The sequence below is a fragment of the Paenibacillus sp. PL91 genome (assembly GCF_012935325.2).
In the GTDB taxonomy this organism is placed as follows: Bacteria; Bacillota; Bacilli; order Paenibacillales; family Paenibacillaceae; genus Pristimantibacillus.
In genome coordinates, this window is sequence record NZ_JABBYG020000005.1 from 376,693 (window position 1) to 398,179 (window position 21,487).

The window sequence follows — 21,487 nt, forward strand, 5'->3', positions numbered from 1 at the left end:
AAGCTAGATAGAATCGGGAGGCGCAGCGCATATGTTGGCCAAGCTAATCCGTTTACTGACAGACCCCTTCCGGCGCAGTATTCGGAATAAATTGATCTTTACGATGATTTTCTTAACTGTTATTCCGATCATAGCGGTAACCGCTTTGGCAGCCGAAAACAACCGAAAATCGATGGAAGCGGAAGTTATCGGAACGAATCTGTCTAATATGAAGTGGACGGGTATTTATTTGGGCGAGCAGTTCTCCCAATTAAACAATCTCGTTTATTCCGTGCTGATCAGCCCTCATCTCAGTGATTATTTGGCGAGTACGGAAGGGTCGCTGCTCATTAACCAATTCGCCGCCCAAAAAAATATAATGGATACGCTAAACAATTTATTTTATTCCGCAGGCAATCATGTGATCGGCGTTGAGATGTTTTTGAGGGAGCCTAGTAAATTGTTTACCATAAGCGGCAATCAATATGATCTGGAAACCTCGCCCGACATTCCGTCTCCCTACAAGCAGCTATTCGAGGAAAACAAAGATTTCCTAATCCAATCCAGCAATGGGGACGAAGGCCACTTTCAGCTTATTCGGAGCATTAACCGATTTGAAGACCGGGAGAAGCTAGGCGGCATCTCGCTCAAAATCCGTTGGTCGATGCTTGATCAGACGATTAATTTAATTGGCCGCGGCGAGGAGCATAAGGTGCTCATCGCGGGCGATGACGGGAATGTGCTTTATCAGCGTTTTGGCGAGCATCCCTCAGAGGAGGTTATGCAGCGGATCAAGGAGACCAATGAGGCTCAGGGTTATTTCCGTATGCCAAAGGAGTACGTCTTCTACAATACGATTGATCCCGTCGGCTTGAAGCTGATTACGATCATCCCGACCAGCTTTATTAACAAGAGCGCCCTATCGACGATGCAATTTGGCCTTATCGTCGGCGCAATCTCTATCGTGCTTTCAGTCTTAATCGCGATTTGGCTTGCTTGGCGGACGGCGACGCCGATCGTCACGCTGGCGAGATCCATGCAAGGGCTTGGCATCATCAAGGAAACCGAGCTGCCCCAAAGCAATCGCGTGGATGAGATCGGTCTGCTCGAAATGAAGCTTTACAACATGTCCTACCGAATTAGAGAGCATATTAAAACGGAATACAGCATCAATCTGGAGAAAAAGACGGCGGAGCTTAAAGCGCTCCAAGCGCAAATCAATCCGCATTTTTTGCAAAATACGCTTCAAATGATCGGGAGCATGCTCTTTACGAAGAAGCCTGCCGAGAGCTATGAAATCATTCGCTCGCTTAGCGACATGTTTCGTTATGTGATCCGGGACCCAGATGATCTCGCTTCCTTAAAGGCGGAAATCGAGCATTTGAACAATTATATGCTCATCCAGAAGCAGCGGTTTTCGTCCAAGCTCAGCTACAGCTTGGAAGTGGACGAGTCGGTGCTGGCAACCCCGATTCCGAAGCTGACGCTGCAGCCGATCGTTGAAAATGCTTTTTTCCACGGATTAGATAATAAATCGGGCAATTGGGAGCTGAGCGTGAGCGTGGTGCGTGAGCATCATGCGGTACGTATACGAATCTATGATAATGGCATCGGAATCCGTGAGGACAAGCTTGCCGTCCTGCAAAAGCGGCTGCACCAGCATAGCGGACAAGTATGGACGCACGGCATTCGCATCGGCATTCAAAATGTCGCGTCCCGTATTCAGTTGCATTTTGGTCCAGACTACGGGATCACGGTTGAAAGCGAGTTCGGAGCGGGAACGACGGTTACGGTTACGATTCCAAACCAAGCAGGGGGAGAGCAGCATGCATAAAGTGTTAATCGTGGATGATGAGAGCTGGACAAGGGACATCATCAAGGCATTTGGCGAATGGGAGCGTCTTGGCATGGAAATTGTAGGTGAAGCAGAGGACGGCAAGGAGGCGCTTCGGATGACGGAGACTTTGCATCCGCATATCGTCATTACCGACATGCGGATGCCTGGCACGGATGGCGCTGCTCTCTTGCAGATGCTTAATGATCAATTTCCGGCTATCAAGACGATCGTCGTAAGCGGCTATGATGACTTTCAATATGCGAAGCATGCGCTTCGCTATAAAGCAATCGACTACCTGCTTAAGCCGGTTGATCCGAAGGAGCTGAATACCGCCTTGCAAAATTGCAAAAGCGGGCTTGAGGCTGAGCTAATGGAGCGCGGTCCATTATCGCTGGATCTTGATATTTCCTATTCTTTGGCCACGTATAAGAAGCTGTTAAAGTCGCATTTTAATGAGCTGAATACGGAAGGCGTCAGCGCTACGCTTGATCAAATGATGAAGGAGCTTGTGCGCAGCGGAATTACGAAAGCGGCCATGCTTGAACAGGTCGTACAGGAGCTGCTCCTGCTGCTTAAGGAGTTGATGAATGCTAATTCGTTAGACAGCGACGCTCTGCATGCGCCTTATGGGCAAGAGGTCGTCGAGTCGAGCACGAGTACAGCTGCCTTTCTTACTCATCATTATTTGACTACGCTGGAGCAGCTTATTCATCAGCGGAAATTTAAAAACAAATTAAATTTGGATGAAGTCAGGCTGTATATGGAGAAGCATTTCACAGAGCCGGTTACGCTGGAGCAGCTCGCCAGAGCCTTCTTCGTGAGCAAGGAATATTTGAGCAAAATGTTCAAGCAGGAGTATGGGCGCAACGTCACCGATTATATGCTGCACCTGCGTATGGTGAAAGCAAAGGAATGGCTGCTTGATGAGAGCATTCCAATTAAGGCGATTGCCGAGATGGCCGGCTATGAGGATATCACGTATTTTTATCGCGTGTTTAAGAAGCATTTCGGTATCGCGCCCGGTGAAATGAGGAAGGGCGGCGAGGTTTAAAAATGTCCAACGAAAGAGTCTAATTCTGTCCAATTAAACGCTTTCATTTTTTAGATACAATGAAAGCGTAAACAAAACAAGCTTCCGGGAGGTCAAATTAGATGAAAAAAATAGTTAAGGGTTTACTCGTTACCGCACTCGCGACAACGCTGCTAGCTGGCTGCGGGAACAATGCAAATAACACGGACAACACAGACGGTGCGGTAAACAGTGGCGGCGAAGCCAAGAGCGTGAAGCTTAAAATGTTTATTGCACTGCCGCGTTTTAAAGAGCATTTCGATAAATATATAGCAGACTTTGTTGCGAAGGAAAAGGCCGAAAAAAATATCGACGTAACGGTGCAGCTCGAAATGCCGACTTCCGATAACGCGGCGCAAATTTTGAAAACTCGCCTCGCATCGAATGATGCGCCTGATATTTTCGCGCTTCATGCCATCAACGAAATTCCTTCCTACTACAAAGCAGGCTACTTAGAGGATTTATCCGACCAGCCTTTTGTCGGCAAGCTGCTTGACAGCGTTAAGCCTGCTGTTACATCGACAGACGGCAAGGTAGTAGCGGTTCCACTGGAAACCTTATCATGGGGCTACTTGTACAACAAAAAAATATTTAACGATCTTGGGCTGACGCCTCCAAAGACATTGACGGAAATGAAAGCGGTTGTCGAAAAGCTGAAAGAAAATAAGCAAACGCCATTCGTGCTTTCTTATAAAGAAGCTTGGATTCCACAGCTTGTGCTGCCGCTTGCAGCAGGCGCGCTAATCAACACGGAAAACGCTGATTTCATTGAACGGATGAATAAGGATGAAGGCTCCTTTACCGAGCTGAAAGCGATGTTTGACATCTTTGATCTGATTAATGCGAACGGAACGGATAAAGCGACGGAGGTTGGCGGCGATGATGGCGCGGCGGCATTTGCGGCAGGCAAAGGCGCAATGTGGCTGCAGGGTCCGTGGTATGCAGAAACGATTCTGAAATCTAATCCGGATCTTGATTTTGGAGTGGCACCGCTGCCATTCAACGATAACCCGGATGCGACTCTCATTAACCTAGGCGCTTCGACATCATTGGCTGTTTCCAAAAGCACAAAAAACAAAGAAGTTGCGCTGGATTTCATCAACTATATTTTGGATGACAAGGATTCAAACGCATTCTTCCAAGCGCTTAAATTCAACCCGATCTCTGACGTGCATACGTATGAAAGCTACCCATGGGTAAACGATGCAATGGTTTATGTCAAAGAAGGCAAGTCCTATCAAGATCCATCTATTCCTCAATCCGTCAAGGATGAAGTGGGGAAAGGGCTGCAAGCTTATTATGCCGGCCAATTATCGCAGGATGATGTACTCAAGGCGCTTGATAAGGCTTGGAAATCGTACAACAAAGTAAATAAGTAATCGACTCATGCTCGGGATGAAGGGGAGACAAGGAGATTCCTGCTTCCCTTCGTCCCGATTTTAGTAAAGACAAATAGGAGAGGGGCGGATACTGTGCCGATCAAGAGCTACAAAAAATACATCTCGTTATTTACGTTTGTCGCGCCCGCATTTATTTTATATGCCATCTTCCTGCTGATTCCGACAATCGGCGGAATGTTCTACAGCTTCACCGATTGGAACGGCTTGAATCGAAGCTATGACTTTATTGGCTTTGGCAACTTTGTGGAGGCGCTTAGAGACGATCCCGATTTTGTCGGTTCGTTATTGTTCACCTTAAAGTATGTGCTGTTCATGGTCGTGCTGCAAAATGTATTCGCTTTATTGCTGGCAGTGTTCATTGAATCACGCCGCAAAAGCAAAGGCTTCTTCCGCACCATCTTCTTTATGCCGAACATGATAAGCACGATCATAAGCGCATTCATGTGGACGTTCGTATTCGCGCAGGTGCTGCCTCAGCTCGCTGAGAAGACAGCGCTTACGTTTCTGGATCAAGCTTGGATTGGCGATCCAAAGGTAAGCTTCTTCTCGATTCTGACTGTCTCGCTATGGAACGGTGTCGGCTACATGATGATTATTTATTTGGCTGGCTTGCAAGGCGTGCCGCAAAGCTTGAAGGAAGCAGCCGTTATCGACGGGGCTACCGCATTCCAAACGTTCCGCAACGTGACGCTGCCGATGATATCGCATGCGATTACGATCTGCTTCTTCCTCACGCTTAACGGCGCGTTTAAAGTATTCGAGGTCGTATTTGGCTTGACTGGCGGGGGCCCGGGACGGAGCACGCAGGTTATTACGATGAACATTTACGAGGAAGCATTCTCGAACAACTTCCGATATGGCTATGCCAGCGCAAAATCAGTTATTCTATTCGTCATTATTCTAATATTCACATTTATCCAAATACAGGTCATGAAGAAAAAAGAGGTGGAAGCATGAGCCGGAAAAAATCAACCTCCCTCCTTATTACGATTTTCCTGTCGATTGGGGCTGCAATCTCTTTTTTTCCGATCTACTTGGCTGTTATCAACTCGTTCAAGACGCAGGGTGAGATGTTTAGGTCGTTCGTCTCGCTGCCATCGAAGATTCAATTCGACAACTACGTAAATGCTTTTCAACAAATCAACTTGCTGGGCAGCACGCTTAACTCGATCGTTATTTCGGTGCTCGGCATCGGCGGGATCGTCTTATGTGCTTCGCTTGCTGGCTATAAGCTGTCCCGTACGAGCGGAAAGATAAGCAATCTGATCTTCTTCCTGTTTATCGCTTCGATGCTCGTGCCGTTTCATTCGATAATGATTCCGTTGACAAGAATGGCCAAAGCCTTGTCCGTTCAAGGCAGTACGTATGGGCTTGCAATCATATATATTGGACTCGGCGTCAATATGGCGATCTTTCTGTATCATGGCTTCGTGAAATCGATTCCGAAGGAGCTGGAGGAAGCGGCGCAAATTGACGGCTGCAACGAATACCAAACGTTCTTTAAAATTATTTTTCCGCTGCTTGTCCCGATTACGGTAACGATAGCGATTTTGGATTTCCTCTGGATCTGGAACGATTTTCTTCTGCCGCTGCTCATGCTGACGGACGTAAGCAATTATACGCTTATCCTGTCTACGAATACGCTGTTCGGAGAATATAACAAGGAATGGTCGCTTATTTTGGCGGCACTCGTATTGACAGCCATTCCGGTCATCATTATTTACTCATTCTTCCAGAAATTTATTATGCACGGAATTGCCGAGGGGGCTGTCAAAGGATGAAGAAACTGTTATACGGCGTCGCCTATTATGACGAATATATGCCTTATGAACGGTTAGAAGAAGATATTCGGATGATGAAGGAAGCGGGCATTAACGTGGTTCGCATCGCGGAATCGACCTGGAGCACGCATGAGCCGCAAAACGGCGTGTTCGATTTTTCTTCCGTGGACAAGGTGCTGGATGCGATGCATAAGGCAGGGATCGCGGTTATTGTAGGAACACCAACCTACGCCGTGCCTGCTTGGATGGTCAAGGAGCACCCGGACGTTCTTGCCGTAACCCCTCGCGGGCCGGGCAAATATGGAGCTCGCCAAATTATGGACATTACGAATCCCGCTTATCTTTTCTATTCGGAGCGAATCATTCGGAAGCTCATAAGCCGCGTTAGCGTGCATCCAGCCGTTATCGGCTACCAGACGGATAATGAGACGAAGCACTACGATACGGCGGGGCCTAACGTCCAGCTGCAATTCGTCAAATATATGAGGGAAACCTACGAAACGCTCGACGTGGTCAATCACAAGTTCGGGCTTGATTATTGGAGCAATCGCATCAATAGCTGGGAGGAGTTCCCGTCCGTCGTCGGAACAATCAATGGCAGCTTAGGCGCGGAGTTCGCGAAGTTTCAGCGGAAGCTCGTTAACGAGTTTTTGGCATGGCAGGTTGCCATCGTGAACGAGTATAAGCAGCCGGGACAATTCGTGACCCAAAACTTTGATTTCGAATGGCGAGGCTATTCGTTTGGCGTACAGCCGTCCGTAGATCACTTTGCTGCTTCTGAGCCATTCGATATTGCAGGAGTCGATATCTATCATCCTTCGCAGGGGGATTTAACCGGCATCGAAATTTCATTTGGCGGGGACATGACGCGTTCGCTCAAAGACGATAATTACTTAGTGCTCGAAACGCAGGCGCAAGCATTCCCGCATTGGACGCCGTATCCCGGGCAATTGCGACTTCAGGCATTCAGCCATCTGGCATCCGGAGCTAATATGGTTGCGTACTGGCACTGGCATTCGATTCATAATTCATTTGAAACGTATTGGAAAGGGCTGCTCAGCCATGATTTCCAGCCGAATCCTGTCTATAATGAAGCCAAAACGATCGGCGCAGATTTTGCAAGGCTGGGCACGGAGCTTTCCAGCTTGCGCAAAAGCAATCATGTTGCCGTAATGGTCAGCAATGAGGCTTTGTCTGCTATGGAATGGTTCAAGCTGCCTGACGGTAAAACATATAATGATGTCGTTCGCTCACTCTATGACGAATTGTACAAGCTTAACGTGGGGGTTGATTTTATTCAGCCCGCCTGCACCCATTTGGACAAGTATAAGCTTATTGTCGTACCGGCGCTTTATGCTGCCCCTTCAGACTGTTTAGAGCGATTAAATGTATTCGTTCAAGGCGGCGGTCATGTCGTATATACGTTCAAAAGCGGCTTCGCCGATGAGGTCGTTAAGGTGCGCACTTCACAGCATCCCGGTATCATACAGGCTGCCTGCGGCATATCCTATAGCATGTTCGTAACGCCAAATGACGTTGGCTTAAAGGGTCCGCTGATCGAGCAAAGCGCCGAGGCTGGCCAGGTACAAGCTTGGATGGAGCTCATTACGCCTACGACCGCTGAAGTGCTTGCTTATTACGAGCATTCGCAATGGGGAGAATATGCGGCGATTACGCGAAATCGCTACGGCAGCGGAACGGCAACCTATATTGGCTGCATGCCAGGTCCTGCAGTTGTAAGGAGCGTGCTGAGCGGCGCTTTGAAGGATGCAGGCCTTTGGGGCGCAGAGCAAGAGCTGGTTTTCCCAATCATTGTGAAATCAGGCTTGAATGCTAGCGGAAAACAGATCCGATATTATTTTAACTATTCGAACGCTGCCGTTACATTTGATTATAAGCATCAGGACGGTACGGAGCTGCTGACAGGAAACGAAATGACGAACGGACAACAGCTTGAGCTTGCCCCTTGGGGCTTCCTCATTATAGCAACGTAAATACGAAGAACCTTCCGATCACTTTACAAGTGATTTTGAAGGTTCTTTTGTCCTTTTACTTCGAGAATAAGGCATCCCTCTACTAAACTTGACGCAACTTAATAACTTATGTATCATTGCTTACGTAAAGTAACTGAGTTATCGAAAAAAGACATTATCTGTCTTTTGATATAAAGCATGGAAAGCGGTGTTTGACATCAAAGAGGAAATACAGCTGGAAGCTCCCCTTGTGAAGGAGCATGCAGACGCGTTTGAGTTTGGCATTTATACGTTAGGTGATATTAGCGCAGATCCCGTAACAGGGCAAACGCTGAGCGCAAGAGATCGCATGAAGGAAATCGTTGCGGCAGCGAGGCTTGCTGACGAAGCGGGCATTGATATATTTGGAGTGGGCGAGCATCACCGCTTGGACTTCGCTGTTACTTCTCCTCCCGTTGTATTAGCGGCAATTGCTCAGGTAACGAAGCAAATTAGGCTAACGAGTGCAACGACAGTGCTTGGAACGTCAGATCCGGTAAGAGTGTTCGAGGATTTCTCGACCTTGGACCTGTTGTCCGATGGACGGGCGGAAATTATTGCGGGCCGCGGTGCTTATGTGGAGTCCTTCCCGTTGTTCGGCTATGAGCTGGGGGACTATAAGGACCTCTTTTATGAGAAAATCAATCTGCTGCTCGAGCTGAATGAAAACGAGCGGATGACATGGAATGGCCGCTTTCGCACGGCGCTTGAAAATGCTGAAATAGCGCCTCGACCGTTGCAGGAGTGTCTGCCTGTGTGGGTCGGCGTCGGCGGTACGCCGCAGAGCGCGGAGCTTGCCGGAAAGCTGGGTACGGGCATGGCTCTTGCCATTCTTGGCGGCGATCCTGCGCACTTCAAGCCGTTAGTTGATGTGTACCGGGAAGCTGGAATACGTGCCGGGCATAAGAAGGAAGCATTGAAGATCGCGATCACAAGCCATGGCTATATTGCCAAGTCGACGCAGCAGGCAAAGGATGAGTATTATCCTTATTACGCGAATTACGTCGGTCAGTTCATGGGCGGAAATGCTAGGGGCGAGAAGATGGCGCGCGAGCAGTTCGAGCAGCTGGCGAGTCCGGTGAACGCGCTGGCGGTTGGCAGTCCCGATTTGATCGTTGAGAAAATTTTAGCGCAGCATGAGCTGTTTGGACATAACCGATTTATGGCCCAGTTCGATATCGGAGCAATTCCCTTCCCCAAGGTGGCCGCTACGATTGAGCTGCTGGCGACTAAGGTTGCGCCGATCGTACGGAGAGAGCTAAACAAGAAAGCTTAAAGGATCGAATGAAGAGACTCCAGCGCTATAGCAGCGATAGGGCAGTCTCTTTTTTTTATGAAAGGCAATCTCCTTGCTCAAATAGTTAGCCGTGCATAGCCGATTAGCCTTTGGTAATGGTACAATTAAAAGAAAATAGATGAATAAGGGAGAGGCGCATGGAGGCTTCTAGATTAGAGGAATTAAGACAGCATATTGATCAATTGGACAGCGAGATGATTTCTTTGCTGGCGAGGCGGTTTCAATTAACAGAAGAAGTGGGTATTTATAAAGCATCAAATAAACTGTCAGCACAAGATCCGAGCCGCGAGTCCAAACAATTTAATAAAATAACGGAGCTGGCAAGCCGTAATGAGCTGAATCCGGAATATGCAATCGCGATCTACAGGTGCTTGATGGACGTCGTCATTTTAAGGCATAAAGAAATTGAGCAAAGCTACATGCAGAACAATCGGATTGGGCAAATATAAGCAGGCTAGCTTATTGACCATATTGGCTTAAGGGGAAGGGATGGCAACGATGATTGTGTACGAGAAGGAAAACGCATTTATATTAATTGCGCAGCATGATCATGCACGCATTTCCGGAGATCTTGTGTCTGCTTGGCAAGAACAATTATTTCATAGTGCCGAGCGCAGAGATGAGTTGGCTTATGCCGCATATGAGCATGATAGCAGCTGGATTGATCTGGACCGTATTCCGCTTTGGAATGATGCCGACCATATTCCTTTCTCATTCCGTGATTTCCCAGGTAATATTAGGTTTTTCTTCTATTCCAAGGGGCTTGATCACCTTCAGGAAACGAGCGAGTATGCAGCGCTGCTCGGCAGCATTCTATATACGACGCTAGCGGAGAAATTCAGAAACGAGGATACGATTGCATTCGTGGAGAAAGAGTTTGCACGCCAGAGCGCGATCATCGAGCGCCTTCAATTGGATGTGAAGCTGCTACAGCTTCATGCGAAGGCGCTGCTGCTTTGCGACGAGCTGTCGCTATTTGCATGCATGGAAAAGCCGGGCACGCCGAGGCAGCAATATGAATGGTTCGCGGGTGGCTTTACGTATTGGTTCGACCGCACAGGCGGCACGTCATTGATCGCCGATTGGACGGATCAGTCTACGATTGAGTTGCAGCCGTTTCCGTTCAGCAGGCCTGTGGAGACGACCTTGTCTTTCAAGGAAGTAAGCAAGGCTGTTATCGGCAAATACGGCATTGCGCAGGCTTATGCGCGCGAGCCGTTGCAGGAGCTTAAGCTTCTGTTTCAAGAAAAGCGCATATAGGCTTTCGAATAAGACCTTGATTTTCTACTTGGGTAGAGAATCAAGGTCTTATTTGGTTGTGGTATAAATCCAAACTAAGTTCATTACTTGACCGGTCCCATTGCCTCGATTTTGAGATCCAATTTCACGTTAATGGTCGCATCTTTGATCGCCTCGCCCCAGCGATCTTCCACCTTTTTATATTTCTTGTATTGGAACGCTCTTGCGTACACGCCAAGGCCGATCGGATCAATTTGGTGCTTCTGCAGCTTCTTTATTAACTTTTCCAGCTCTGCTTTCATTTGTTTGACGATTAGCTCCTCTAGTTCGTTTCCATCATTTAAGACATCAAATGCAAATAAACGCTCAGAGAGAGTTATGGTCATCTTAATATGATAATCAAATTGAAATCGGTTGTCTTGATAGGAGGTTTTGATTTTTGTTTTAATTTTGCTTGCAGAAAAGCTTATAATATCGGTTGCGAATGGGCCTGTTTTGGGCTCGCTTGGAATACGATAGGATAGGCCGATGCCTGCTTTTGCCTTCTTCTGCAATAAGCTTAACAGCACCGTTTCTTGCGCGTGAAGTGATGTGACATACTTGCCCTTCTCGCTCAGCAAAGCCGCCCCTTCTAATCCGATATCATTTTTTATTATTTTTATTTCAGCCATATAAGGCGTGACGCCTTTCTCGTAAAACTGCCTGTGCAGCTCCTGGACTGTCGTCGCGTACGTTTCTGATCTCTTACTTTTTGTATCGACCATTCCACGTATTAAAATCGGCATTTGCGGCTGCTCCTTATTGTTTAAGCGGAACAGATCCGATACGTTGCCATCGACGATAACGACGCGGTCCATAACGGTATTTCTTGCATCGCGAAATAAGACATCAAGCATCTTAAACCAGCCCTCATACTGCACCAAACGTTTTCCGATCAAAATGACCTTGAGATTCCGTCCTTGCCAATTGCCTGCTGTAAAGGCATCCTGCTTTGTTTTTGCTTGGCGGAGCGTATTGGTAGTACCGCTGCTTTGCTGGCTCTGCCTGTCCTTCTTCCGGCTAAATATGGGCATGGTGGAATAATAATGCATCTTGTTATTTTCATCTAAGTCGATGCCGAACGCCAGAGGTGTAGCCGCATTTTCCAGCGTTAATTGATCGCTGCATCCGGTCAGCAATAGCACGGTAAGGATAAGCAAGCTGGAGATGAGCCGTCTATTCATACGCTGCTCTCCATTCTATTGCGCTTTTTTAGCATGAGATAGCCAAGCAAGAGGAAAGGAAACACATATTCCATCCCGATTCCGTACCATCCCATCCACATGCCGAAACGATTGCTTTGATTAAAGGTTGGAATGTAGAAGTAGGAGCTTACGACAAGCACGAAGCAAAATAGTTGGAGCGGCCGAATGACATTTTCGGTGCCAAACGACCAGCTAATACAGTAAGCAGCTATGTAGGTGGATGGAATCCACGCCAAAGAATAGATGATGATGTAGTAAGAGATAAACGGAATTTCGATTCTTTCCATAAATTGAAATTCAATCGTTTTCAAAATACTGACGATAGGCTCATTAAACGATTTGATCTCATCGGGATTGAAATAGATAAAGCAAACGATGGTGATAAGCAAATAAGCGAGCATCGTTAATCCGTTTGAGAGCACCATATTGCGGAACGCTTTTTTCTGGTTTGTTAAATACGGATATAAAATAAAGATAGACACCATGCCAAGACTTGGGTAAAGCAAAGCAGGGATTGCTGATATGATGGGTGTTATGCCTTCTTTAAATAAAGGGAGCAAGTAGAGCCAGTGCGCATGCTTAAGCGTGAACAAATAGATGAACGGAATCCAGCTCGAGAGAAAAAAAACGACCTCTGCGTAGCGGCCAAGCACTTGGGGGCCGTGTTTGCTTATCATATAAGTAGGAATCAAAAATAAAAACATGAACATATAGGACGGCGTAGTCGGCATTAGCCATGATTTTGTAATCAGAATTCCTCGATCAAGACTATCGTACATAAACGTCAAATAATAGAGGCTGAAGAAGAAGGCGTAGCATTTGCCGACCCATGGGCCAAAGGTTTGTGCGAGTAAATCAAGTATCGTGCCATTTGGGTGATATTCCATAATTTTCACAACAACGTAACAGATGACAATGTTTATCGCAAAAGAAATCGGAATCGCCATCCACCCGTCCGTCCCGGCAGCGTCGGCAAGGTCTCTTGGCAGAGAGAGGATGGATACGCTCAGTTGAAGGCCTGACAATAGAAAAATGAGCTGTATGGATGAGATTTGATTTCGCTGGGCGCTTTTCATTCTTTTTTCTCCTTTCTAACAGCTATGCCTCTCCTTTTCTGCTGCAAGGGAGCGCTGTTTGTCGGGCGATCTCTAATTAGCCAAATGGGAACTCGAATGATAGCATCCTTCCAGTCGACTAATCGCATAGGCGCTATAGGGCTTCCATAAGGCATGCCTAATGATTTTAGGGTTAGCAGATGAGCGATCATGATCATTAAACCTACGACAAGCCCAACAAAGCCAAACGCGGTTGCAAGCCCCATCAAAATAAAACGGATAAGCCGCACGGCAGCGACCATATCGTAGTTGGGCAAAATAAACGAGGATATGGCGGTGAAGGCGACGACGATAACCATGATATTGCTTATTAAACCTGCCTGCACAACAGCTTGGCCTATAACGATACCGCCAACGATACCGACCGTTTGTCCAATCGGAGCCGGCAGCCGGACGCCAGCCTCACGCAGCATCTCCAAGGTGATTTCCATAAGAATCGCCTCTACGAAAGGCGGAAACGGAACCTGCCCGCGAGATTCACCTAGCGTCATCAGCAGCTTCATCGGAATAATCTCAAAATGAAAGGTGACAACAGCGATATAGAAGGCAGGTAGAAATGCGGCGGTGAAGAACGCAAACAGTCTGAGCAGTCTTAGAAACGTAGCGATCGGCCAGCGAATGCTATAGTCGTCTATATTTTGAAAGAAGGTGAGAAATGTAACGGGCGCAATGATTACATTGGGCGATCGGTCAACGACGATGACGCATCTTCCCTGCATAAGCTGAGAAGCGGCTGTATCTGGACGCTCGGTCGAGACAAATTGAGGGAATAAAGAGAATGGATCGTCTTCAATCAGCTCAGAGAGCTCTCCTGCGTTTAAAATAACATCGACATCGACTTTCTGAATCCGCTGCTCCAGCGCATCAATCAGTTTAGGATTTGCCACATCAGCCAAAAACAAGATCGTCACCGTAGTTTGTCCGCGGCGTCCCACGGTCAGCCTTTTCATCTTCAGCTCTCGGTCGGTAATATAACGACGGATCATTGCAATATTTTGATCGCCCGTTTCAACGAAGCCTTGGTGTGCGCCTTTTAATGAAGATTCAAGCTGGGAATCCTGAATGGCTCTTTGCGGCCAGCCTCTTGTGTCAAGGATGTAAGCTTCTTCTCTGCCGTTTACGAACAATACGCTGCTTCCTTTAAGAACGGAGGATTCCATTCGAGAGAAGGAGGTCTCAGACATCATTTGTCCCACATTCATAATCAGCTCATCGCCGGGCAACCCGCTGCCTGACTCTTGCTGAAGAGGGCGCAATACATCATGATTAATGGCTGTCCGCTCTGTCATGCTTTCTAAATAAATGATTAACGCTTGCTCGTTCGTCTGTTTGATCGTTAATTTTCGAAAGACTAAATCAGGCGTATCTGAAAATTTGTTTTTGATAAGCGGGATGATTTCATTTAGGTCTGAGCTTATGCGATCGGTATGGTCATGAAGCATATCTTCAGACTTCCCATTCATCGATAGATTCCTCCTTATCTTTGCATTTCATTATCCGCTGCTTATTTTGTCACGTATTTCCAAAGCTATGCACCAGACAACAAATACCCCCATGCCGTTTGGCAAGGGGGTATCATGTTATTAGAAGAAGCGGTTTAAGCTGAATTCACTTATGTGCCTGCCTTGAACAGCGTTGCAATGGAGCCGCCTTCTGTAATAATTTTGATTGCTGTAGCTAGAAGCGGCGACATTGGAAGTACGATAAATTTATCGGAGCGCTGCTCGCCAATCGCAATCGTGTCGGTAATGACGACTTCTCGGATGTTCGGATGGTCAAGCTTCTCAAGCGCATTGGCTGAGAAAAGTCCATGAGTTGCACATATGTATGAATCATGTGCGCCTTTTTTCTTGAGCGCTTCTACGACGTTCACGATCGTGCTGCCCGTATCGATCAAATCTTCAATAATGATCGGCGTCATGTCCTCGACGTCTCCGATAATATGCGTAATCTCGGACTGATTGTGCGCTGGACGGTTTTTGATCATGATGGCGAATGGGCAATCAAGCAAGCCGGCCAGCTTTTCTGCGGTTGTTGCCCGTCCTGCATCCGGGGATACGACAACGGGATTTTTAATTTTTTTGCCTCTTAAATATTCAATGATCAAATCAAGCGCCGTTAAATGGTCGACTGGAATATCGAAGAAGCCTTGAATCGGATCGGCATGCAAATCGACCGTAATAATTCGATTGGCACCGACGGTAGTCAGTACATCCGCCACTAGCTTTGCCGAGATCGGCTCTCGTGGGGCAGACTTTCTTTCTTGCCTTGCGTAGCCGTAATAAGGCATGACGATATTGATGGTTTTGGCTGATGCGCGCTTAGCTGCATCGATCATGACAAGCGTCTCGATTAAATGCTCGTTAACGGGATGGGATAGCGACTGGACGATAAAAACGTCGCAGGTACGGATCGATTCCTGGTAGGATACGTGAATTTCACCGCTCTGATGCCTGGAGATCGCTACTTTTCCAAGCGGCATCTCAAGCTCCTTGCAGAGCTCCTCGGCAAGCCTCTCGTTTGAGGTGCCGGAAAAAATTTTTACTTTTTGCATGAGATCTCTCCTTAAAACTACGGGAATCGACATTGTTTGCTCAATCATAACAAACAAAGCATGGCAGGACAAATAATTGTCGAGCTTGAAGGGGATTGGAACAAATATTGAAAGGCAATGCGCTGCCAATGGGCATATGGATCGCCCTATCCGAGCTAGGGGTCGTAGCCTGCTGCCTCTTTCTCATTCAATAACCGTTACAAGTAGCGTTAGCGCCTAGCTGCTGCCGTTCGAGGAAGCAGCGCATGCTGCTTCTTTGAACGGCTCTTTTTTTTGCAGCAGCGCTAGGTGTATAATGTGTGCTTAGAAGGGAGTGGGAGCATGTCGCAAGAGATTAGAGCTTACGAGCTGGTCGCATTGAAGGAAATAGCGGAGATGCTTAACCGTACGAACGATATGGACCAAATGCTCAATGACGTGCTTGTCAAGCTGCTTCAGGTCACAGGCTTTACCACGGGCTGGATATTTGTAATCGATAATCGAAGCGATAGCCTTTGCGTGGCTACGCATAATTTGCCGGAAGGGCTAAATGCGAATAATCAAGCGGTCATGTGCGGCTCGGAATGCTGGTGCGTGGAGAGCTACAAGCAGAACAAGCTGCATCAGGCCGTTAATATTATAGAATGCTCTAGAATTACATATGCGAATACGCACGAGTTTGGAGATACGGAGGGCGTATCGCATCATGCGACCGTACCGCTCAAAGCAGGATTAGACCAGTTTGGACTGTTGAATGTCGCGCATGCGGGGAAGGATCAATTGACGGAGGAGGAGCTGGCGCTGCTGCAGGCGGTAGCTTACCAGATCGGGACGGCGATTAAGCGAATCCGGCTGTATCAGGTGCAGGAGCAGCATGCGCTGCATTACGCCAAGCTTGGCGATGTTATCCAAAAAATTAATGCGATACAGGATATTAATCAGCTTCCGCTTCAAGCGGTGAGACAAATCGGCGATACGTTTCATTGGCAGCATGTGTCGTTATTTATGTATGAGCAGCAGCAATTATCGCTTCGGGCGCATTATTCGGATAATCAGGTCAAAAAAGAGTGGCTTTCTCTCGCGATCGATCAAGGGGGGCCGGTAAGCACGGCGTTTAGCGAAAATCGTCTGGTAAAGCTATCGGATTGCCATGAGGTGCCCTGTTCGAGTCTATCGACCATCGGCATTCCTCCCTACTCTTCGGCGGTGGCGATTCCCCTCCGCATCAGAAGCCGACCGATAGGCGTACTGTTTATCAGCAGCCAGCTCGGCAAGCAGTTCGATGATTACTTGGAGGATTTCATGTACTCGCTAGGCGATCATTTTACGCTAAGCGTAGAAAATTTACGGGTATATGAGCAGCGGCGGGAGCTGGCTCGCATGGAGGAACGGAACCGGATGGCGAGAGACTTGCATGATTCGGTTATCCAGAAGGTGTTTTCGTTATCGTTCCTTGCCAAAGGCGCCGAGACGGTTCTGGCTGGCAAGGAGCCGATTGTAGAGCGATCTCTTCAAGAGATCAGACAGCTGTCGCAGGAGGCTTTGAAGGAGATGCGGACGCTTATTTGGCAGCTTCGGCCTGCCGGCTTGGAGCATGGGCTGATCACAGCGCTTAAGCAATACGGGAAAAGCATGGATTTGACCGTATATGAGCAGGTGGAGGGGGTGCGCGAGCTGCCCCGAGCGATAGAGGAAGCCTTTTGGCGAATCGGGCAAGAGGCTTTAAATAACGTGAAGAAGCATGCGGACACGAATGCTGTATATGTTCACTTGGTGAAATTGGAGCAGGTTGCGAGCATGGAAATTATGGATAAAGGCAGAGGCTTCTCGCCAGAGAAGCGGAGAGGAAGGCTGTCGATGGGTATGCTCTCTATGCGGGAGCGTGCGGAAACGCTAGGCGGCGAATTATCGATCAAGAGCGGCAAGGGACAGCCTACAGTCATTAAGGCGACGATTCCGGTTGCGACAGAGATGGAAATGTGGGATGAGGAATGAGGAGCGGCTGTGAAAATAAAAATTTTGCTGGTAGATGATCATCTTATCGTGTTAAAGGGGATTTCGTTCTTTCTAAGCATGCAGCCAGATTTCGAGCTGGTCGGCGAAGCGCATAACGGGCAGGAAGCGGTTGAGAAAGCGGCCGAATTGCTGCCCGATATCGTATTGATGGATTTGAATATGCCCATTATGGACGGCATTGAAGCGAGCAATCTCATTGCCCAGAATAATCCGGAAATTAAAGTGCTCGTGCTCTCAAGCTTCTCGGACCGCAGCCATATCGTACCTGCGCTGCAATCCGGGGCAATCGGTTATATGCTGAAGGATGTGGAGCCCGATCAGCTTGCAGAAGCGATTCGAAGCGCCTATAAAGGCAATGTTCAGCTGCATCCGGACATTTCAGCCGCGCTGCTTGCACAGATGGCGCCCCAGGCAGAGGAGGTTAAGCAGCTTCCGAGCCGCGAGTTAGCCGAAATATTGACGCCGAGGGAGCTTGAGGTGCTGCAGCTGCTGACAAAAGGTATGAGCAACAGAGATATCGCGCATGCGCTGACAGTTGCCGAGAAAACGGTAAAGACGCATGTGAGCAGCATTTTGAGCAAATTGAATTTGACGGATCGTACGCAGGCAGCCTTGTATGCGGTGCAATTGATGAATGGCAGCGACTAATGCAAAAGCTGTAAGCCTATAGTCTTAGGACTAGTCCTCCGCCTTTGGCGGTTTTTTTTTGTTTATTTTTCGGTCTATTTGCCGATGCTGCCGAGATTAAAACTTAATACAATAAAGGTACTTACAAAAAGTAAACTCAAACAAACCTTGGAGGGAAAAATATTATGAGTACTGTATTATTTGTTAAAGCAAACGATCGTGGAATCGAGCAGGCAACAAGCGTTAAGCTATACCAAGCGTTTCTAGACAGCTATGCAGCTAGCCACCCAGAAGACACGATCGTTGAGCTTGATTTGTTCAAAGAAGAACTGCCTTACATGAACGCGGATATGATCAACGGAAACTTTAAAGCAGCCCGCGGCTATGATCTGACTTCAGAAGAGCAAGCAGCTGTACAAGTATCCGATAAATATATCAATCAATTCCTTGCAGCGGATAAAGTCGTATTCGCATTCCCGCTTTGGAACTTTACCGTTCCAGCAGTACTGCACACTTACATTGACTACCTTTCTCAAGCTGGCAAAACATTCTCTTACACAGCTGAAGGTCCAGTCGGCCTAATTCCGGACAAAAAAGTCGCATTGCTTAACGCTCGCGGCGGCATTTACTCCGAAGGTCCAGCGGCATCTGTTGAGATGTCTCACAACTTCATCCGTAACGTAATGGGCTTCTTCGGTGTAAAAAACGTAGAAAGCATCATTATCGAAGGTCACAACCAGCTTCCTGATCAAGCGGAAACGATTGTTTCTTCCGGTCTAGAGCAAGCTAAGAAAGTAGCTGTAGGCTTCTAATAAAAAGCTACAACCGTAAGCAGCAGGACTATTGTCAAGGCTGCTGATAAACTCCATTTCTTATACGCAACGAGCCTTTAGAATCGTTTCTAAGGCTCGTTTTGCGTGTTTGGAAGCTGTAATCGATTCGAACCCTCCTCTTATACGATCATCCTTAAACCTTTCACCCCCATTCGGTTAAAAATAAAAAATTAACGGGAGAAAATCCTTCTAACTCTCATTTTCACCTGGTTTTTTTTGGAGTAGATGCAGTCAGCAGCAATGACCTTCGTCGAGTAAAGGATTAGATTACCTGAATGAGAGTGCTTTCATCAAAAAAAGGTTGACGCAGCCATGCTGCTAGTGGTTTTATTATATAGACCGATCGCTATAATCGAGGGGTGAATAAATACGGAAAAGCCAAATACCCGCCAAAATATTTTGGATTCAGCATCTAGACTTTTTTTCACAAAAGGGTATCATGCTACAGGATTAAGCCAAATTATTAACGAAAGCAAATGTCCAAAAGGCTCATTGTATTATTATTTTCCAAATGGCAAGGAAGAGCTGGCGCTGGAATGTATCGCTTGTACGAAAGCGTTTGTCATCGAGCGGTGGAAAACCAAATTTGCAGCGTTCGAGGATCCGTCCGATGCGGTACAGGCTTTCGTTCACGATATGGGCGAGGATGCCGAAAAATATGATTTTCAAGGCTATATGCCGTTTAGCTTCTGGATGGCAGTGGAGACCTCAGCCATTAGCGAGAAGCTGAGAGCTGCGGGGCAGGATGTGTTTGCCTCCTGGCAGGCCGTCATCTCAGACCGGCTGATTGTCGCTGGCATGGATAAAGCTAGAGCTGAGGAAGTAAGTGTCGTCGTGGTCTCGCTGCTGGAGGGTGCATTGATCCTTGCTTTGACGAAGCGTGATAAACAGCCGTTACTATCAGCGGCGAAGTGTGTTCCGTATTTGATTAATAAATGCCCTTCTCTATGAGAGGTCATCAATAAAAGATAGATAGAATGTAGGAGAGTGGAGAGTTTGCAAGCAACGATGGCAGCAACGCAACAAAATACGGGGCAGAAATATAAAGTCATCCCCATCATGATTTCTTTATTATTAAGCGGCTTTGTCGGTATGTTCAGTGAAACGGCTTTAAACGTGGCGCTTAGCGATTTAATAAGCGTATTCAACATAACGGCGCCGACTGTACAATGGCTGACGACCGGATACCTGCTTACGCTAGGGATCTTGGTCCCTGTCTCGGGTCTACTGCTTCAATGGTTTTCGACTAGGCAGCTATTTATAGCTGCGCTAAGCTTCTCTGTTCTCGGCACGTTGGTAGCGGCGCTTGCCCCAAGCTTTGAAGTATTGATGACGGCACGTGTCATTCAAGCTGTGGGAACGGCTTTGCTGCTGCCGCTTATGTTTAATACGATACTCATTATTTTCCCTGCAGATAAAAGGGGAGCGGCGATGGGTGTGATCGGGCTCGTCATTATGGTCGCGCCTGCCGTAGGCCCAACGATTGCGGGTCTTCTCATTGAAAATTTGAGCTGGCACTGGATTTTCTGGTTATCGCTGCCGTTCTTAGTTATTGCACTATTGTTCGGCATGATGTACATGCAGAACGTTTCCACAATTACGAAGCCAAAAATTGATGTCATGTCACTCGTGTTCTCAACGCTTGGCTTTGGCGGTATCGTGTTTGCCTTCAGCAGCGCGGGCGAAGGAGAAGGCGGCTGGGGCAGCGCGAAAGTAATCGCTTCGATGATCGTCGGCGTTTTGGCCCTTGTCATCTTCGCTTTTCGTCAATTGACGATGAAGCAGCCGATGATGAATTTGAGGGCGTTTAAGCATCCAATGTTCGTTGTGGGTACGCTGATGGTATTCATTTGTATGATGGTCATTTTATCTTCGATGCTCGTATTGCCGATGTATTTGATTAGCGGGCTTGGCCTTAGCGCGTTAACGGCAGGACTTATTATGCTGCCAGGAGGACTTTTGAACGGGATTATGTCTCCAATTATGGGCAGCTTGTTCGATAAATTTGGACCGAAATGGCTCGTTATTCCGGGGCTCGTTATCGTTGCAGCTGTGCTTTGGTTTTTCTCTGGCATTACGACAGCATCCACTATTGCGCTCATCATTGTGCTTCATTCCTGCTTAATGATCGGGATCTCCATGGTATGGATGCCTGCTCAGACCAATGGTCTTAATCAGCTGCCGCCTGAGCTGTACCCGGATGGAACGGCGATTATGAACACGCTGCAGCAGGTTGCTGGCGCAATCGGCACTGCAGTTGCCGTGAGCATCATGACAGCTGGCATGAACAGCTTTATGGAGGGCGTGGCTGACAAGGCTGATCCAGCTAATGCGCCGCTTGCGATGACAGCGGGCATCTCGGATGCATTTATATTCGCTATGATCGTAGCTATAGTCGGCTTGATCGTCGCATTCTTCATTAAACGGGTTCATGTAAGCAAGAGCAAGCAGCATTAATCGATATGCAAGAACCAAGAAGATTCGACCGCTATCTGCGATCGAATC

The 21,487-nt window shown here is 47.5% G+C and carries 17 protein-coding genes and 2 pseudogenes; 15 read left to right on the plus strand and 4 right to left on the minus strand.

Translation table 11 applies throughout. The annotated features are described in order from the left end of the window. Positions 1-31 precede the first annotated feature (31 nt). The 9 genes from HI950_RS14975 to HI950_RS15015 all read left to right on the plus strand — a co-directional run bounded on the left by HI950_RS14975 (position 32) and on the right by HI950_RS15015 (position 10,635). Positions 32-1,813 (plus strand): sensor histidine kinase, encoded by a 1,782-nt coding sequence (locus HI950_RS14975; protein ID WP_169084889.1) that lies wholly within the window; start codon positions 32-34, stop codon positions 1,811-1,813. Next, positions 1,806-2,867 (plus strand): response regulator transcription factor, encoded by a 1,062-nt coding sequence (locus HI950_RS14980; RefSeq protein ID WP_169084887.1) that lies wholly within the window; start codon positions 1,806-1,808, stop codon positions 2,865-2,867. Before HI950_RS14975 ends, HI950_RS14980 begins: the two co-directional genes overlap by 8 nt. Before the next feature lie 101 nt (positions 2,868-2,968). Then, positions 2,969-4,264 (plus strand): ABC transporter substrate-binding protein, encoded by a 1,296-nt coding sequence (locus HI950_RS14985; RefSeq protein WP_169084885.1) that lies wholly within the window; start codon positions 2,969-2,971, stop codon positions 4,262-4,264. A 93-nt stretch (positions 4,265-4,357) separates the two neighbouring features. Further along, positions 4,358-5,242 (plus strand): carbohydrate ABC transporter permease, encoded by an 885-nt coding sequence (locus HI950_RS14990; protein WP_169084884.1) that lies wholly within the window; start codon positions 4,358-4,360, stop codon positions 5,240-5,242. Then, on the plus strand, positions 5,239-6,066 hold the full coding sequence (locus HI950_RS14995) for a carbohydrate ABC transporter permease (RefSeq protein WP_169084882.1): 828 nt from the start codon (positions 5,239-5,241) through the stop codon (positions 6,064-6,066). Before HI950_RS14990 ends, HI950_RS14995 begins: the two co-directional genes overlap by 4 nt. Beyond that, positions 6,063-8,060 carry a beta-galactosidase gene (locus HI950_RS15000; RefSeq protein WP_169084880.1) on the plus strand — a complete coding sequence of 666 codons (1,998 nt, stop codon included), beginning with the start codon at positions 6,063-6,065 and terminating at the stop codon, positions 8,058-8,060. Before HI950_RS14995 ends, HI950_RS15000 begins: the two co-directional genes overlap by 4 nt. A 196-nt stretch (positions 8,061-8,256) precedes the next feature. Further along, on the plus strand, positions 8,257-9,354 hold the full coding sequence (locus HI950_RS15005) for an LLM class flavin-dependent oxidoreductase (protein WP_317618377.1): 1,098 nt from the start codon (positions 8,257-8,259) through the stop codon (positions 9,352-9,354). A 158-nt stretch (positions 9,355-9,512) separates the two neighbouring features. After that, entirely contained in the window at positions 9,513-9,824 is a 312-nt protein-coding gene (locus HI950_RS15010; protein WP_169084878.1) for a chorismate mutase, read from the plus strand. A 40-nt stretch (positions 9,825-9,864) separates the two neighbouring features. Next, positions 9,865-10,635, plus strand: coding sequence for a DUF3891 family protein (locus HI950_RS15015; protein WP_169084876.1), 771 nt, complete (start codon positions 9,865-9,867; stop codon positions 10,633-10,635). Between the two features lie 83 nt (positions 10,636-10,718). On the opposite strand, the gene HI950_RS15020 is transcribed toward HI950_RS15015, so the two are convergent. From HI950_RS15020 to HI950_RS15035, 4 genes are all read right to left on the minus strand, one after another. Further along, the gene (locus HI950_RS15020) at positions 10,719-11,837 is read right to left on the minus strand and encodes a Ger(x)C family spore germination protein (protein WP_169084874.1); all 1,119 of its coding nucleotides are present in this window, start codon (positions 11,835-11,837) and stop codon (positions 10,719-10,721) included. Next, a complete protein-coding gene (locus tag HI950_RS15025) occupies positions 11,834-12,934 on the minus strand; it encodes a GerAB/ArcD/ProY family transporter (protein WP_169084872.1) in 1,101 nt (366 codons plus the stop codon). Before HI950_RS15025 ends, HI950_RS15020 begins: the two co-directional genes overlap by 4 nt. Next, positions 12,931-14,436 carry a spore germination protein gene (locus HI950_RS15030; protein WP_169084870.1) on the minus strand — a complete coding sequence of 502 codons (1,506 nt, stop codon included), beginning with the start codon at positions 14,434-14,436 and terminating at the stop codon, positions 12,931-12,933. The genes HI950_RS15025 and HI950_RS15030 overlap by 4 nt, the downstream gene beginning before the upstream one ends. Before the next feature lie 149 nt (positions 14,437-14,585). Further along, positions 14,586-15,527 (minus strand): ribose-phosphate diphosphokinase, encoded by a 942-nt coding sequence (locus HI950_RS15035; RefSeq protein ID WP_169084868.1) that lies wholly within the window; start codon positions 15,525-15,527, stop codon positions 14,586-14,588. 321 nt (positions 15,528-15,848) lie between these two features. On the opposite strand from HI950_RS15035, the gene HI950_RS15040 reads away from it, so the two are divergent. The 6 genes and pseudogenes from HI950_RS15040 to HI950_RS15060 all read left to right on the plus strand — a co-directional run bounded on the left by HI950_RS15040 (position 15,849) and on the right by HI950_RS15060 (position 21,439). Continuing rightward, a complete protein-coding gene (locus HI950_RS15040; protein ID WP_169084866.1) occupies positions 15,849-17,501 on the plus strand; it encodes a GAF domain-containing sensor histidine kinase in 1,653 nt (550 codons plus the stop codon). A gap of 9 nt (positions 17,502-17,510) precedes the next feature. Continuing rightward, positions 17,511-18,170 carry a response regulator gene (locus HI950_RS15045; protein ID WP_169084864.1) on the plus strand — a complete coding sequence of 220 codons (660 nt, stop codon included), beginning with the start codon at positions 17,511-17,513 and terminating at the stop codon, positions 18,168-18,170. Between the two features lie 164 nt (positions 18,171-18,334). Continuing rightward, positions 18,335-18,961 (plus strand): FMN-dependent NADH-azoreductase, encoded by a 627-nt coding sequence (locus tag HI950_RS15050; protein ID WP_169084862.1) that lies wholly within the window; start codon positions 18,335-18,337, stop codon positions 18,959-18,961. A 420-nt stretch (positions 18,962-19,381) separates the two neighbouring features. Further along, positions 19,382-19,462: pseudogene (locus tag HI950_RS37015) on the plus strand (TetR/AcrR family transcriptional regulator); the annotation flags it as partial. 183 nt (positions 19,463-19,645) lie between these two features. After that, a pseudogene (locus HI950_RS37020) lies at positions 19,646-19,933 on the plus strand (LmrA/YxaF family transcription factor); the annotation flags it as partial. A gap of 57 nt (positions 19,934-19,990) precedes the next feature. Continuing rightward, the gene (locus HI950_RS15060; protein ID WP_169085445.1) at positions 19,991-21,439 is read left to right on the plus strand and encodes a DHA2 family efflux MFS transporter permease subunit; all 1,449 of its coding nucleotides are present in this window, start codon (positions 19,991-19,993) and stop codon (positions 21,437-21,439) included. The last annotated feature ends 48 nt before the right edge of the window (positions 21,440-21,487 follow it).

Bases quoted from the DNA above. Each gene is read 5' to 3' on its own strand.
- HI950_RS15040 (WP_169084866.1), top strand. From the start codon at position 15,849: ATGTCGCAAGAGATTAGAGCTTACGAGCTGGTCGCATTGAAGGAAATA.
- HI950_RS15030 (WP_169084870.1), bottom strand. From the start codon at position 14,436: ATGAATGGGAAGTCTGAAGATATGCTTCATGACCATACCGATCGCATA.
- HI950_RS15060 (WP_169085445.1), top strand. From the start codon at position 19,991: ATGGCAGCAACGCAACAAAATACGGGGCAGAAATATAAAGTCATCCCC.
- HI950_RS15050 (WP_169084862.1), top strand. From the start codon at position 18,335: ATGAGTACTGTATTATTTGTTAAAGCAAACGATCGTGGAATCGAGCAG.
- HI950_RS15035 (WP_169084868.1), bottom strand. From the start codon at position 15,527: ATGCAAAAAGTAAAAATTTTTTCCGGCACCTCAAACGAGAGGCTTGCC.
- HI950_RS15025 (WP_169084872.1), bottom strand. From the start codon at position 12,934: ATGAAAAGCGCCCAGCGAAATCAAATCTCATCCATACAGCTCATTTTT.
- HI950_RS15010 (WP_169084878.1), top strand. From the start codon at position 9,513: ATGGAGGCTTCTAGATTAGAGGAATTAAGACAGCATATTGATCAATTG.
- HI950_RS15015 (WP_169084876.1), top strand. From the start codon at position 9,865: ATGGCAACGATGATTGTGTACGAGAAGGAAAACGCATTTATATTAATT.
- HI950_RS15000 (WP_169084880.1), top strand. From the start codon at position 6,063: ATGAAGAAACTGTTATACGGCGTCGCCTATTATGACGAATATATGCCT.
- HI950_RS14995 (WP_169084882.1), top strand. From the start codon at position 5,239: ATGAGCCGGAAAAAATCAACCTCCCTCCTTATTACGATTTTCCTGTCG.
- HI950_RS14985 (WP_169084885.1), top strand. From the start codon at position 2,969: ATGAAAAAAATAGTTAAGGGTTTACTCGTTACCGCACTCGCGACAACG.
- HI950_RS14980 (WP_169084887.1), top strand. From the start codon at position 1,806: ATGCATAAAGTGTTAATCGTGGATGATGAGAGCTGGACAAGGGACATC.
- HI950_RS14975 (WP_169084889.1), top strand. From the start codon at position 32: ATGTTGGCCAAGCTAATCCGTTTACTGACAGACCCCTTCCGGCGCAGT.
- HI950_RS15020 (WP_169084874.1), bottom strand. From the start codon at position 11,837: ATGAATAGACGGCTCATCTCCAGCTTGCTTATCCTTACCGTGCTATTG.